General features: G+C 71.7%; 10 protein-coding genes. 4 read left to right on the top strand and 6 right to left on the bottom strand.

Annotated elements, in window-relative coordinates; genetic code table 11:
• Position 1: 1 nt before the first annotated feature.
• Positions 2 to 3,199 carry a glycosyltransferase gene (locus JHE00_RS08990; RefSeq protein ID WP_200316864.1) on the bottom strand — a complete coding sequence of 1,066 codons (3,198 nt, stop codon included), beginning with the start codon at positions 3,197 to 3,199 and terminating at the stop codon, positions 2 to 4.
• 43 nt (positions 3,200 to 3,242) lie between these two features.
• Positions 3,243 to 4,664 carry an SAM-dependent methyltransferase gene (locus tag JHE00_RS08995; protein WP_200316866.1) on the bottom strand — a complete coding sequence of 474 codons (1,422 nt, stop codon included), beginning with the start codon at positions 4,662 to 4,664 and terminating at the stop codon, positions 3,243 to 3,245.
• 69 nt (positions 4,665 to 4,733) lie between these two features.
• On the opposite strand from JHE00_RS08995, the gene JHE00_RS09000 reads away from it, so the two are divergent.
• Both JHE00_RS09000 and JHE00_RS09005 read left to right on the top strand, forming a co-directional pair.
• Positions 4,734 to 6,041 (top strand): alginate O-acetyltransferase AlgX-related protein, encoded by a 1,308-nt coding sequence (locus JHE00_RS09000; protein WP_307831866.1) that lies wholly within the window; start codon positions 4,734 to 4,736, stop codon positions 6,039 to 6,041.
• A gap of 188 nt (positions 6,042 to 6,229) precedes the next feature.
• Positions 6,230 to 7,525: a flagellar basal body protein FliL gene (locus JHE00_RS09005; RefSeq protein ID WP_200316868.1), complete on the top strand. Its 1,296-nt coding sequence runs from the start codon at positions 6,230 to 6,232 to the stop codon at positions 7,523 to 7,525.
• Between the two features lie 196 nt (positions 7,526 to 7,721).
• Here JHE00_RS09005 and JHE00_RS09010 read toward each other — a convergent pair whose 3' ends face one another.
• Genes JHE00_RS09010 through JHE00_RS09025 form a run of 4 tightly spaced genes read right to left on the bottom strand, consistent with a single transcriptional unit; the run spans position 7,722 to position 12,543 of the window.
• Positions 7,722 to 8,387: a response regulator gene (locus JHE00_RS09010; protein ID WP_200316870.1), complete on the bottom strand. Its 666-nt coding sequence runs from the start codon at positions 8,385 to 8,387 to the stop codon at positions 7,722 to 7,724.
• Positions 8,384 to 9,493 (bottom strand): sensor histidine kinase, encoded by a 1,110-nt coding sequence (locus tag JHE00_RS09015; protein WP_307831867.1) that lies wholly within the window; start codon positions 9,491 to 9,493, stop codon positions 8,384 to 8,386. Before JHE00_RS09015 ends, JHE00_RS09010 begins: the two co-directional genes overlap by 4 nt.
• Positions 9,494 to 9,502: 9 nt before the next feature.
• Entirely contained in the window at positions 9,503 to 10,381 is an 879-nt protein-coding gene (locus JHE00_RS09020; RefSeq protein WP_200316872.1) for a hypothetical protein, read from the bottom strand.
• Between the two features lie 41 nt (positions 10,382 to 10,422).
• Complete coding sequence (locus tag JHE00_RS09025; protein WP_200316874.1) at positions 10,423 to 12,543, bottom strand: molybdopterin oxidoreductase family protein; 2,121 nt, start codon at positions 12,541 to 12,543, stop codon at positions 10,423 to 10,425.
• Between the two features lie 73 nt (positions 12,544 to 12,616).
• On the opposite strand from JHE00_RS09025, the gene JHE00_RS09030 reads away from it, so the two are divergent.
• Together JHE00_RS09030 and JHE00_RS09035 are read left to right on the top strand one after the other, a co-directional pair.
• Positions 12,617 to 13,141 (top strand): RNA polymerase sigma factor, encoded by a 525-nt coding sequence (locus tag JHE00_RS09030; RefSeq protein WP_200316876.1) that lies wholly within the window; start codon positions 12,617 to 12,619, stop codon positions 13,139 to 13,141.
• Positions 13,134 to 14,021, top strand: a complete 888-nt coding sequence (locus JHE00_RS09035) for a VOC family protein (RefSeq protein ID WP_200316878.1) — start codon at positions 13,134 to 13,136, stop codon at positions 14,019 to 14,021. Before JHE00_RS09030 ends, JHE00_RS09035 begins: the two co-directional genes overlap by 8 nt.
• Positions 14,022 to 14,027 lie beyond the last annotated feature (6 nt).

Here is a 14,027-nt window from a genome sequence, read left to right on the forward strand (position 1 = left end):
GTCAGTCGGCTCGCGCCCGATCCCGCAGCAAGCTCGCCAGTGTCTGCTTGGCGACGCCCGGCCCGAACCGCCGGTTCACCGCCTCCTTGCCGGCCTCCGAGATCCGGAGCCACAGCGCGTCGTCGGCGAGCAACGTGCCGACGCGCTCCGCGAGCTGCGCGGCGGTCTCCCCGAGCAGCACCTCCTCGCCGTCGGCCAGGAACATGCCCTCGGTGGCCAGCGTGGTGCCCGCGACGGGAACGCCACGGGCGAGCGCCTCGCCGACCTTGCCCTTCACGCCGGCGCCGAAGCGCAGCGGCGCCACGACGACGCGGGCCTGCTCGTACTGGGCCGCCAGGTCCTCGACCCAGCCGTGCACCACGACGCCGTCGCTGGCCAGCGCCTCGACCTCGGGAGGAGGATTGCTGCCCACGATGTGCGCCTCGGCACCGAGATGCCGCTCGCGCACGAGCGGCATGATCTCCTCGGCGAGCCAGGCGGCGGCGTCGCGGTTGGGGACGTGGTCGAAGCTGCCGACGAAGAGCACGCCGGAGCGGCCCTCTGGCACCGAGCGCGCGACGTCGGCCTCGTGCACGTTGGACAGCACCTGGACCTCGGCGTCCGGGGTGAGCTCCGCGAGCAGCTTCCGCTCGACCTCGGACACGGTGAACGTGACGTCGCAGGCCCGCACCAGCCCGAGCTCGAGTTCGCGCAGCGCCTCGGCCCTGCGGGTGAGCGACTCGCTCTCGGCGCTCTCGCCGAGCGAGCCCGCCAGCTCGGCCTGTCGCTGCAATCGCAGGAAGTGCAGGTCCACCGTGTCGTAGGCGACCAGGCAGCGGGGAGCATGCTGCCGGATCGGCTCCAGCAGCTGCCAGGCCACCTGCGGCCGCGACAGCAGCGCCAGGCTCAGTGACTCGCCCGCGTCGCGCAGGAACTCCTGCTGCTGGCCGTGGTCGGCGATCACCGTGATGCCCGCCCGGTGCAGCGGCGCCATGTACTCCTCGGGAATGGCCCCGTTCATCGGGAAGAACACCACGCGCTCGCCGAGCTCCACGAGCAGGTCGAGCAGCCGGGCCATGCGCACCGAGCCCGAGTCCTCCAGGGTGCGCGGCACCTGGTGGTCGGCGACCAGCACGAGGCCTCCGTGGTGGCCGTGGGCGCCACGGGCCCGGCCGAGCCACACGTTGCGCGGGCTCGCCTCCGGCAGGTGCTCGGCCAGCGCGGTCGCCCACTTCTCGGCGAACACGACGCGGTTGAGCTCCTGGTGCCGCTTGATGCCCGAGCCGACGTCGGTGCCGTTGGAGACGCCCTCGTGGTGCACGATCACCGACTCGGGCTGCACGACCGTGCGGTACCCGGCGTCCCTGACTGCGAAAGCCAGGTCGGTGTCCTCGTAGTAGGCGGGCGCGTAGCGGGTGTCGAAGCCGCCGATGCGCTCGAAGAGGTCGCGGCGCACCAGCAGCGCGGCACCGGAGCAGTAGTCGACGTCGCGCATCGTGCGGTGGCGCGGGTCGTCGGGGTTGCCGCCCCTGCCGTAGTTCCAGCCAGAGCCGTCACGCCAGACGATGCCGCCGGACTCCTGCAGCCTGCCGTCGGGGTACACGAGCCGCGAGCCGGCGAGGCCGACGAGCGCGTCGTCGTCGAAGGTCTGCACCAGCTTGTCGAGCCAGCCGGGGCGCGCCTCGGTGTCGTTGTTGAGGAACATGATCAGCTCGCCGCGGGCGTGCTCGGCGCCGAGGTTGGAGGCGCCGATGAAGCCGAGGTTGCGGGGTGCGCGGACGAGCCGGACGCCCGCGCACTGGGCGACGCGGTCGGCGGTGTCGTCGGGCGAGGCGTCGTCGACGACGATCACCTCGAGCGGCGTGATCGGCAGGTGGACCTCGATCGACTCGAGGCACCGGCGCGTGTACTCCCAGTTGCCGTAGATGGGGACGACCACCGAGACGACGGGCTGGTCGCTGGTGGTGACCGCGACGGGGCCGGGGACCGAGGGGCCTGCCTCGATGATGCCGGGCTGCCTGCCCAGCGCCTTCTCGTAGGCGTCGCGGCGGCGGGTGCCGCGCGGGGCCAACCGTTCGATGCCGGAGCGGTAGCGGCCGAGCAGCTTCTGGGCGAGCTCGGAGTGGTCGGCGGCGAGCTTCGCGTTGTCGCCCGCGAGCTGGTTGATGGTCCCGCGCAGGCTGTTGTTGTTGTCCGAGAGCCAGCTCAGCCTTGCGGCGTCGCGCGTGGCCTTGCGGCGCAGCTGGTCGCCCTCGCCCACGGCCTTGCGGTAGGACTCCTCGGCGCGCCGGACGCGCTCGAGCGCCGCGTCGCGTTCGGAGGCCAGCGAGCGCGCCCTCGCCTCCGCGTCGTCGGCGGCGACGGTGCTCGCGCGCAGCTCGGACTCGACCGTGCGGACGGACTCGGTGAGGGCGCGCACCGACTCGGAGAGCGAGGCGATCTCGCCCGCCCTGGCCTCCTGCACCAGCGTCAGCTTCGGGTCGACGAGCACCGAGGTGTCCGGTACCTCGACCGGCTCGGCGGAGGCGATACCGACGAAGTAGGTGTGCGGGGCGCCCCGGTCGACGGCCCAGTCCTCGCTCGAGCTCCTGCTCAGTGTGTGGGTCTCGCTGCCGCCGCCCTCGGCGCCGTCGTGGATCAGCGAGCCGACGGCCACGTTCTGGCGCAGCAGCCGCACGTGCTCGAACCGGCCGCCGAGCAGCTCGCGGAACGCGCCCTCGTGCAGCTCGCGCACGTGGTACGGGTTCTCGTTGCCGTGGTCATGGGTGTAGACGTCGACGTCGGGCGTGCTGCACAGGAAGATCCCGCCGGGGGCGAGCCTGCGCGCGACCAGCTCCATCAGCTGGTCCTGCTCCTCGACGTGCTCGACGGCCTCGAAGCAGGTGATGACGTCGAAGGGCTCCTCGCCCGCGCAGGCGTCCGGGTCGATGATCGACGCGACCTCGAAGCGCGCGTTGCCGAGCGGGTAGCGCTGCCTGGCGTGCTCGACGGTGACCGGGTCGATGTCGATGCCGACGACCTGCGCGGCCTTCGCGGCCAGCAGCGCGCTGCCGAAGCCCTCACCGCTTGCGAGGTCGAGCACGCGCTTGCCCTCGGTGAACCGCAGCGCGAACGCGTAGCGGTGGTAGTGCTCGTAGATCACCTGGAGATCGTCGGCCCACGGAACACAACGCTCCCCGGTCCACTCGATGAGACGCTCCCCGCGTGGTCCGGTACCCATGCGGGGGAGATTAGCGGTTCACGAACTGTGTGGGCCTAGTGGTTCAGTTTTCCCGCAAGGAAATACCGACGAGAACATAGGCGAGGCTGCGGCGGTCGTCGCCCAGTCCCGTGTGGTGCGGGTTCACCCACCAGTCGGCGTGCAGGGCCAGCTCGACGGTGCGGTGGGCGGGCACGCGCACGGGCAGGCAACGCTCGGTGAGCTCGGGCCCGACGTCGATGGTGCCGACGGGCGCGCCGTCGAGCCGGACGGTGACCGTGCCGGTGCGCGGCATCCACTCGGGCACGTAGGTGCGCACCTCGATCTCCGCGACGTCGGCCGTGGTCAGCACGGGCAGCGTGACCGTGCGCCGCGCCCACGCGTCGTGGAAGACACCGTTCATCCGGCCCACCGCGACGCCCGCTCCGCGCACCAGGCCGCCGGGGTCGCTACCGCGCGGGTCGAACGACACCCGGCCGGCGGGGTCGAGGACCTCGGTGTTGCGCACCGAGCGCGCCGGGGTGCGGTTGCCGTGCACGCGCAGCGGCTGCGGCGTGGGGTGGAACAGCGCCGTGAGCCGCGTCGGCGTGACGGTGCCCAGGTCGATCAGGGTGTCGTCGAGCACGCCGAGCTGGTCGATGAGCGCCAGGTGCTCCGGATCGGTCAGGTCGAAGTTGTGCCCGTAGATCCGGTCGATGAACGGGTCGATCACGTTGCCCAGCGCCAGGAAGAAGCTCGGGTGCAGGTAGCGCAGCAGCACGGGCAGCACGTCCTCGGCCCTGATGCCCTCGAAGCCGTCGGCGGCGCAGTCGACGTCGTCGTACACCTCGTCGACGGCTCCGGTGATCGCGTTGCGCCGCAGCTCGGCCGGCAACGTGGCCCAGATCCGCTCCACGACCTCCAGCGCCTCTGGCCAGCGCCGGTGCCCGTTGCGGCCGATCATGTCGTGCACCACGAACACGCCGTCGCGGGTGAGGCTGGCGCGCACCTGGCCGTAGAGGTGCTCGAGGTCGAGCACGTGGTGCAGCACCTGGTAGCCGACCACGACGTCGTGCTCGGTGTCGGCGACCCAGGTGTTGAAGTCGGCGACGACGGGTTCCACGCGGTCGGCGAGGCCGAGTGAGCTCGCGGCGGCAGCGGCGCGCTCCTGCATGTCGGTGTTGATCTCCAGCAGGCGCACGCGCACGTTGTGCACGCCCTGGTCGGCGAGCGTGCGCAGCCAGCCGAGCTCCTGGTCGCCGTTGCCGCTGCCGAGCGAGAGCACCACGGCGTCGCGCTGCAGGCGGGTGGCCCTGGCCGCGATCTCGCCGGTGATGAGCTCGTCGATGCTCGTCACACCCAGCGCGTTGAGCTTCGGCAGCATGTGCCGCGCCGACCAGCGGTGCGCCGCTTCGGGCAGGCTCCCGTGCAGGTCGAGCTGGTCGGCGAAGTTCTCCCGCTCCGCTGCCAGACGCTCTTCGTAGTCGAGCCCCTGCCCGCCGTTCATCGCGCGTGCCTCCAGTGATTCACCCGAACCGGCCCCCCGGTCGCCGGCCCGGCGGTTACGATACGGCGCGTGTCAGCAGGCTCCGGACCGCACCCGCCGGCAGGTGGGAGCCTCCCACCGACTCCGGAATCGTGGCTGCCGAACGAGCACAACCTCTACCGGCCCCGGCACAGCCCCAAACAGCGCACCGCGCTGACCTGCGCGGTCATCTTCTTTCTCGCTCCCGCGCTCGCGTTCGTGGTGGGCGTGCGGCCGGCGCCGTTCGAGAACAGGGCGCTGACGGAGTTCCCGAGCATCACCGACGGCTGGGGCTTCTTCACGGGCCTCGCGTCGTGGGCCACCGACCACCTGCCGTTGCGCGAGGCCGGCGTCGAAGCGGCGGGCGGCATCAGCACCGGCGTCTTCGGCGACCCGCCCGACGTCGGCGGCGGCGCGCGCGACACGGTGGGCGTGCAGCCGGGCGACGGACCGCCGCAGGAGGAGGTGCCCACCGAGCTGTATCCCGACGTGATCTCGGGCTCCGACGGCTGGCTCTACCTCGGCGAGGACGTCAAGGCCAGGTGCAACCCGGTCAAGGACGTGAACGGAACCGTGGCGGCGCTGAACAAGCTGCGCGAGGCCGTCGAGTCGTCCGGGCGGAAGTTCGAGCTGGTGGTGGCGCCGGACAAGACCACGATCATGCCGCAGCACCTGCCCGCGAGCTACGTCGGCAAGGAGTGCGCGGAGCAGCGGGCGGCCGAGTTCTGGAACCGGGTGCCCGACGAGGCGGACGCCATCGACCTGCGGCCCGCGCTGGCCGACGCCGAGAAGAGCACCGGCGAGCCGCTGTACGACGCGATCGACAGCCACTGGAACTTCGCGGGCGGGCTCACCATGACCTACGAGCTGGCCGAGCGCATCGCGCCGGGCAGCACGTCGACGTGGGCGGTCGAGCCCGACGGCAAGCAGGCCTGGCCCGCCGACCTGCCCCGGCTGCTGGGCAGATCGGCGGAGCGGCAGCTCACGCGCTACACGCTCGCGCCCGACGGCGGCGAGGACCGCACCCGCTACATCGCCAGCGACTTCCGCACGCAGCTCGAGGTGGAGCAGAGCGGCGACCCGGTCGAGGGCACGATCGAGGACAAGGTCGGCCTGATCGCCGACTCCTACACCCAGTTCGCCACGCCGTTCCTGACGGCGGCGTGCCGCGACGTCTCGGTGGTGCACGCCGACACGGTGGCCGAGGGCTCGATCGACCAGATCGTGGAGCTGCTCGCCGACCGGGACGTGATCGCCGTCGAGTTCGTCGAACGGATCGTCACCGGCGGGGCGAGCGCGCTGCTGCGGGACGACGCCATCGACCGGCTCGCCGCCGCGCTCGCGGCCAACCCGAGATAACAACCAGGTGACAGCACTGTTCGGGGTTCGGTCACCGGCAGTACTCGAAGGGGCGACACAGTAGGTTACGGGTGGGCTCGCTCAAGGCGGCCCCTGACACGAGGTGCACAATGTCCTCGGTTTTCCGTCCTCGATGCTCGCCGAGCTGAAGCGAGCATGCACAGAACTGTCCCGAAGGGGGGCCGGGGGTGACCTGGCAGGAAGAGCTTCGCAAGCTGGACGAGAGTCTCGCGTCCGGCAGCCTGTCCGCGGACGAGTACAGAGCCCGCAGGGACCAGATCCTGTCGTCGGCCGTGACCTCCTCGGAACAGCAGCCGCAAGAGGGCCAGACCAACGCGGACTCGACGCAGATCATCGAGCCGGTCTCGCCCTCACAGGGCACCCCGCAGCAGCAGCCGTCACAGCCACAGCAGCACCCGCAGCAGCAGGCGTCGCAGCCGCAGCAGCACCCACAGCAGCAGCCGTCGCAGGCTGAGTCCACGCAGGTCGTGCAGCCCGCCGACACCGGCGCCGAGCGCACGCAGGTGGTGCAGAACTGGCAGTCGCAGCAGCCCCACGCGCAGTCCTCGCCGCCACAGGGCTTCCAGCAGCCCCAGCAGCAGTACCCCTCCTCCCCTCCCGGCGGCTTCGCGGGTCCGCAGCAGCAACAACAGCAGCAGTACCAGCAGCAACAGCAGCCGTGGAACGCGCCGCAGGAGGACGCGAGCCCGCCGTGGGGCGGCAGCGACTTCCCGCCGATCGCGCCGCAGGGCAGCTCGGAATGGGGCGTCAGCCAGGGCCCCGAGTCGTTCGAGTCCGAGTCCAAGCCCGGTTCCGGCCGCAAGGTGCTGTTCTCGGTCGCCGGTGTGGTGCTGGTCGTCGGCATCGCCTTCGCGGTGTGGGCGCTGTTCATCAACGGCGGTGACGACCAGCAGGCGCAGCAGGACACCGGCAATTCGCAGTCCCAGCAGCCGCAGCCGACCAGCACGCCGCTGCCGAAGCCGCCGGAGCCCAAGGCCGAGCCCGCCGACAACGCGGCGGCGATCGTCGACCCGCCCGGTGAGAAGCGCAACGGCGGCGGCTCGTTCAACCTCGAGCAGCTGAAGCAGAACCAGATGCTGCCGGAGCCGATGGTGCAGGCACTCGACGACGCGGGCATGGGCGACGGGCTGCTCAAGACCACGCGCGACGGCGAAGCCGTGATCGGCCTCTACTCGATCGAGGTCTCCAACGAGGACGCTGCCATCGCCGCCGCCGAGGAGTACGGCGTCATCCAGCAGGAGGGCGGCATCCCCGCGGTGCGGGACCTGTCCCTGCAGGGCGTGCAGGTCTACGGGGCGGGCAACGCCGACTCCGACAGCGTGTTCCGCGCGGTGTACGTCCTCTACGACCGCGTCGTGATCATCGACGTCACCGGCCCCAACCGCGACGAGCTGGAGTCGACGTTCTCCAGCCTGCTCGACGAGCAGCTCGACCAGGCCCCGCCGAGCCACACCGGCTCGTAGTCCTACCACCGAACGGGTGAGGTTGGCCGTGTTGGCCAACCTCATCCCACGGTCACACGCCCTCCGAGCGGAGCATCTGCCCCGATGACAGGAGGCGTGATGTGGCTTCAGATCTCGCTCGTGGCCGTGCTCGCGGCCGTCTTCCTGGTCAGGGTGACCAGGGAGGTCGTTCGATACCGCCGCTCGACGCGCTGACCTACGCGCCGGGCTTCACCAGCCCCGACTCGTAGGCCAGCACCACCAGCTGCGCGCGGTCCCTCGCGGCGAGCTTGGTCATGATGCGGCTGACGTGAGTGCGAGCGGTGGCCGTGGAGATGAACAGCTCCGCCGCGATCTCGTCGTTGGTCAGCCCGCCCGCCACCAGCGCGAGCACCTCCCGTTCGCGGTCGGTGATCTCGCGGATGGCCTCCGGGTCGATCCTGCGGTTCTCCGGCCTGCCGACGAACTCCGAGATGAGCCTGCGCGTGACGGTTGGCGCGAGCAGCGCCTCCCCCGCGGCGACGACGCGCAGCGCGCGCAGCAGCTCCACCGGATCGGTGTCCTTGAGCAGGAACCCGCTCGCGCCGCCGCGCAGCGCGTCGTAGACGTAGGAGTCCACGTCGAACGTGGTCAGCACCAGCACCTTCACGTCCGCCAGCTCGGCGTCCTCCGCGATGCGCCTGGTGGCCTCCAGCCCGTCGACGCCGGGCATCCGCACGTCCATCACCACCACGTCGGGCCGGTGCTCGCGCGCGAGAGCGACGGCCTGCTCGCCGTCGGCCGCCTCGCCGCACACCTCGAACCCGTCCTCGGTGTCGAGCAGCACGCGGAACCCGGCGCGCACGAGCGCCTGGTCGTCGGCGAGCACCACCCTGATCGTCATGGCGTCCCCTCGATCGGTATCTCGGCCCTGACCTCGAACCCGTCCTCCACCGGGCCCGCGTCGGCGGTGCCGCCGAGCGCCTCGGCTCGCTCGCGCATGCCGCGCAGCCCGTTGCCCTCCTTCGGGGCGACGGCGCCCGTGCCGTCGTCGCGCACGGCGAGCCGGAGGCTGCCGTTGCCGCGTTCGAGCCGCACCTCGACGAGCCTGGCCTGCTCGGCGTGCCGGACGACGTTGGTGATCGACTCCTGCAGGATCCGGTAGGCGGCGGCGTCGACGGGCGCGGGCAGTTCACCGGCCTCGCCGCGCAGGCGCACCACGAGCCCTGCCGTGCGGGCGTGGTCGAGCAGCTCGGTCAGCCGCGCCAGGCTCGGCGCGGGCGCCCGGTTCTCGCCGGAGCGCAGGACGGCGAGCGTGGCGCGCAGATCGGTGAGTGCGGAGGCGCTGGCCTCCTTGATGTTGTGCAGCGCTTCCTTGGCCTGCTCCGGCTTGCGGTCGGCGACGTGGGCGGCGACCCCGGCCTGCACGTTGATCATGGCGAGGCTGTGGGCGACGACGTCGTGCACCTCGCGGGCGATCCGCAGCCGCTCCTGCTCGGCCAGCCGCTCGCGGTGCTCGCTCTCCTGCCTCCTCGAGGCGGCGAGCGCGGCGGCCCGGTTGCGCACGGCGGTGCCGATGCCGACGACCGCGGCGATCCCGGCGACGAGCCCGGCTGCCCTGACGTCGGGCAGCCAGCCGAGCCCCGCGCTCACGAACAGCACGTAGCCCGCGACGGCCAGCACGGCGCCTGCGAGCGAGGCGACCAGCGGACCTCGCACGAGGGCGACCGTGTAGAGCGCCAGTGCGGGCAGCAGGATCGCGGGCCCGCCGGGGTAGCCGGACCAGTAGTAGGCCAGTGTGCACGCGATCGACACCGCGAACACGGACACGGGGAATCGCTTGCGGGCCAGCAGCGGCAGCCCTGCGAGCACCAACAGGCCGTAGCCCAGCACGTCGAGGTGCTGGGCCTGCGGCTGGCGGGTCGCGGCGACCGTGGTGATGCCCAGCACCGCGACGGCGAGGGCCAACGGCCCGTACACGTCGGTCAACAGCTGCCTGGGCGAACGCACGGCTCGAAGCTACCCCCGCGCGAGCGCTTCGCGCGTCGGCTCGAAAGCGCGTTCCGGTGCTACGTCCCGTGCGGTAGCGAGCAGTCCGAGCGCGAGCAGCACGCCGCCCAGCGCCTGCACCGACGCGAGCACCAGATGCAGGGCAGAGGGGTCGGCCTCCATCGCGACCGCGGTGAACACCGTCCAGAAGCCCGCCGCGAACATCACCGCCGAGCCGGTCCAGGCCAGCACGAAACGCGCACGGAGCCGCCGCCCGGCCAGCGTGAGCACCGCGGCCGCCCCGGCGAGAATCAGCACCCCTTCAACGCCGTCGAGGAACCGCGTCGCGACGGAGGCATCCGTGTCGAACACCCACCAGGCCCTGCTCGCCCCGCTGACCACGGCCACGACGGCTCCGACACCGGAGAGCACCCCGAGCGGGCCGCGCGCCGCGACGCCGGTGAAGACGTGGGGCCAGCGGGTTCGCGCGTACAACACGAACGCCGCCAGCAGCGTGACGCCCTGCCAGGCGAAGCTCGCGTAGACCATCGGATGAACCCAGGACTCCAGCTCCGTGCTGTCGCCAGGGTCGACCGCCAGCTGGAACCCGATCACCGGACTCGACAGCGCGATCGGAGCGAGGAGCCCGGTGCCGACCCAGATGGGGAACAGCACCAGCCAGGCCGGAATGCGCTGGCCCCAGTTGTAGGTGAACGCCAGCACCACCGCGATCGCGACCAGGTCCAGGAACGCTGTGAAAGCGTTGCCGACGCGCACGACCGGTTCGGAGAGGAACGTCGGATCGGCGGCGCCGAGCGTGCCGCCCGCCGTCCAGATGAGCTTGAGCAACAGGTAAGGGGCTACGCCGGCGATCGCGACGTAGCAGAGGACGATCCGTGCTTTTGTCATGCACGTCAGCGTCGTCGGCTTCGGCGCCTCGCGGTTCCCGCTCAGGAGCGGCTGAACTCCCTCTCAGGGGTGAGTTCCACCGCGACGCCCGAGAACGCCGCCGTGCCGGTGAGGGCGTCGACGAAGCCCTCGTCGGTCACGTCGTTGGCGCTGACCCCGGCGTGCCTGCTCGCGACGCCGAGCCGCACGCCGTCGCGGTGGTGTCCCCAGCCGTGGGGCAGGCTCACGACCCCGGGCATGATCGCGTCGGTGACCTCGACCGGCACCTCGATCTCGCCGCTGGCCGACGTCAGGCGCGCGGACTCGCCGTCCGCGATCCCGCGTGCGCGCGCGTCGTCCGGATGCACCAGCAGGGTGCAGCGGGGTTTGCCCTTCACCAGCCGCTCGCTGTTGTGCAGCCACGAGTTGTTGCTGCGCAGCTGTCGCCTGCCGATCAACACCAGTGCGGCCCGGTCGCGCTTCAGTACGCGACGCAGCCGGGGCACGTCGTTGAGGTAGGCCCTCGGCGCGAGGTTCACCGTGCGGCCGCGCGTGGCGAGCCTGCCCGGCAGTCTTCGTTCCAGCGGCCCGAGGTCCACCCCGTGCGGTTCGCGCCGCAAGGTTCGCAGCGTCAGTCCCTTGTGGAGCTTGCGCAACCCGTGCGGCCCAGCCAGCAGACCGAGCTCCAGCACCGCCTCCGGACCGAGGCCGCCGAGCAGCCGGGCGGGCGCACCGCCGCCCAACACGCGCGTGGCGAGCTCCAGCACGATCTCCCAGTCGTGCCGCTGATCGGGACCCCGCCGGAACACCGGAGGCGAGTACTTCGCCACGTTGCGCACCGAGTAGTTCGCCAGCGCCAGCTCGTAGTGCGACCGTTCCAAGTGGACGGTCGGCGGCAGGATCACGTCGGCGTGGCGCGTGGTCTCGTTCAGGTACGGGTCGATCGACACCATGAAGTCCAGCCCGTCGAGCGCGCGCTCCAGTCTGGCGCCGTTCGGCGTGGACAGCACGGGGTTGCCAGCCGAGGTGATGAGCCCTCTGATCCGGCCGCCGCCGGGGGTGTCGATCTCCTCGGCGAGCGCGGCGACCGGCAGCTCGCCGCCGAACTCGGGCAGCCCGCGCACGCGGCTGCGGTAGGTGTCGAAGCTGCCGCCGTGGCCCGTGAGCCCGGAGAGCGGGATGGCGTCGACGGCCGGGGTGGTGAACATGGCGCCGCCAGGCTCGTCGAGGTGCCCGGTGAGCGCGTTGAGCACCACCACGAGCCACGCCGCGAGCCCGCCGAACTCCTGTGTGCAGATCCCGACCCTGCCGTACACGACGGCCCTCGGCGTCGCCGCCAGTTCCCTGGCCAGCGCGCGGACCGGCTCGGCGGGCACCCCGGTGACGGCTTCGGTGCGCTCGGGCGCGAAGCCCTTGGCCACCTCGCGCAACAGGTCCAGCCCGACCAGGTGCGGCGTAAGCCGTCCCGTGCACACGAGGTTCTCGGCGAAGAGCACCTCCATCAGCGAGAGCAGCAGCAGCGCGTCGGTGCCGGGGCGGATGAACAGGTGCTCGTCGGCGATGCCTGCCGTCTCGGTGCGGCGGGGGTCGATCACCACGACCTTGCGCACCGACTTGAGGCGCGCCTTGACGTTGGGCGCGGTCATGATGCTGCCGTTGGAGACGGCCGGGTTGCCGCCGAGGCACACGAACAGGTCGGTGCGGTCAAGGTCGGGCACGGGCATCAGCAGCTGGTGCCCGAACATCTCCAGCGCGGCGAGCATGTGCGGCAGCTGGTCCACCGACGTCGCCGAGAACAGGTTGCGGGTGCCGAGCGCGCGGAAGAACGGCTGGCCGTAGGTGATCAGGCCGAGGTTGTGGGCACTCGGATTGCCCTGGTAGACGGCGAGCGCGTCTTTGCCGTGCTGCTCGCGGACGTCGCGCAGCCCTGCCGCGACCAGCTCGAACGCGGCCGGCCAGCTGGTCTCCACCCACTCGTCACCGAACCGCACCAGCGGTGTGCGCAGCCGGTCGGGGTCGTGGTGGACGTCGGCGAGTGCGGTTGCCTTCGGGCAGACGTAGCCCTGGGAGAGCGGATCGGCCTTGTCGCCCCTGATGGAGGTGACCCGATCGTCCTCGACCGTGACCGTGATTCCACAGGTGGCTTCACAGAGTGTGCAGCTGTGGTGATGGGTCGTGGCCATTTCGCCACGCTAGCGGGCGGAAAAGTCGGCCGAAAGCCGTCGGAGGGGTGCCTCGCCGAACGACGATGGAGGTGTGACGGAACCACGGGTACGGCCTGATCCGGCGTTCGCGCTGCTCAGCATGTACGAGGACGTGCTGCCGGAGGTGTACGGCTACCTGCTGTCCCGTTGCGGAGACCGGACGTTGGCCGAGGAGCTGACGTCCGAGACGTTCCTGGGTGCGGTGAGCACGTGTCGCAGGCAGGGCGCGCCGCCGGTGACGGTGGCGTGGCTGATCGGGATCGCGCGGCACAAGCTCGCCGACCACTGGCGGCGGCGCGAGCGCGAGCACCGCAAGCTGCGGCTCGTGCACGACGCGGGCGACGAGTGCGTCGACCCGTGGGACGCCGAGCTCGACGCGCTGCGGGCACGGCAGGTGCTCGCGCAGCTGCGGCCGCAGTACCGGGCCGCGCTCACGCTGCGGCACGTCGACGGGCTGAGCGTGCCCGAGGTCGCCGAGTACCTGGACCGCACGGTGCAGGCCACGGAGGCGCTGCTGGTGAGGGCCCGCACCGCGTTCAGACGCCACTACGAGGGGAAGGAGGGTAGCGATGACTGACGCGTTCGATGCCCTCTTCCGCCCCGCCGAGCCCATCGAACCGGACCCCGGATTCGCCGCCGAACTGCGTGAGGCGCTGCGGGCCGCGGTCCTCGAACCGGAAAGGGACCACGACATGACCACGGCACAGGCACCCGCACGCGCCGAGACCCACGCACTGACCCCGTACCTCGCGGTGACCGACGCACGCGCCGCGCTGGACTTCTACGTCGACGTGCTCGGCGCGCAGCGACGCGGCGAGCCGATCGTGATGCCCGACGGCAGGGTGGGCCACGCCGAGGTGGCCGTCGGCGACTCGGTGCTGATGCTCGCCGAGGAGTTCCCCGAGATCGGCCACACCGCGGCGAGCGCTGGCGGAGCGTCGATCAGGGCGGAGGTGGCCGACGTCGCCGCCGCGGTCGCGCGCGCCGTCGAACTGGGCGCCGAGCAGGTCGGCGAGGTCGAGGACCGAGGGCACGGACTGAGCGGCAGGATCCGCGACCCCTTCGGCCAGCGCTGGATGCTCGCCCAGGCGCCGAAGCCGTCGTCGGCGGGCGCGCCGGCACCACGGCACGGCGAGGCCGCGTACTTCACGTTCACGGTGCCCGACGACGAGCAGGCGATGGCTTTCTACGGCGCGGTGCTCGGCTGGCAGTTCGGCCGCGGAAACATCGAGCGGGCCTGGCGGCTCGAGGGCAGCGGGCTTCCCGACGCGGGAGTCTGGGGCGGCCAGGCCTACCCGGGCTGGAAGCTGATGTACGCGGTCGATGACCTCGACGCGGCGGTGCAACGCGTGCGCGCCGCGGGCGGCGAGGTGCGCGAGGTGGGGCGGCAGCCCTACGGGCGCACCGCGGACTGTATTGACGACCAGGCCGTGGAGTTCTGGCTCTGGCAGGCCTGAGCCGCT

It is taken from the genome of Prauserella cavernicola (assembly GCF_016595675.1).
Classification (GTDB): Bacteria; Actinomycetota; Actinomycetes; order Mycobacteriales; family Pseudonocardiaceae; genus Prauserella_A; species Prauserella_A cavernicola.

Coding starts and splice junctions, on each gene's coding strand:
- JHE00_RS08990 (WP_200316864.1), bottom strand. CDS start 3,199: ATGGGTACCGGACCACGCGGGGAGCGTCTCATCGAGTGGACCGGGGAG.
- JHE00_RS08995 (WP_200316866.1), bottom strand. CDS start 4,664: ATGAACGGCGGGCAGGGGCTCGACTACGAAGAGCGTCTGGCAGCGGAG.
- JHE00_RS09010 (WP_200316870.1), bottom strand. CDS start 8,387: ATGACGATCAGGGTGGTGCTCGCCGACGACCAGGCGCTCGTGCGCGCC.
- JHE00_RS09020 (WP_200316872.1), bottom strand. CDS start 10,381: ATGACAAAAGCACGGATCGTCCTCTGCTACGTCGCGATCGCCGGCGTA.
- JHE00_RS09025 (WP_200316874.1), bottom strand. CDS start 12,543: ATGGCCACGACCCATCACCACAGCTGCACACTCTGTGAAGCCACCTGT.
- JHE00_RS09035 (WP_200316878.1), top strand. CDS start 13,134: ATGACTGACGCGTTCGATGCCCTCTTCCGCCCCGCCGAGCCCATCGAA.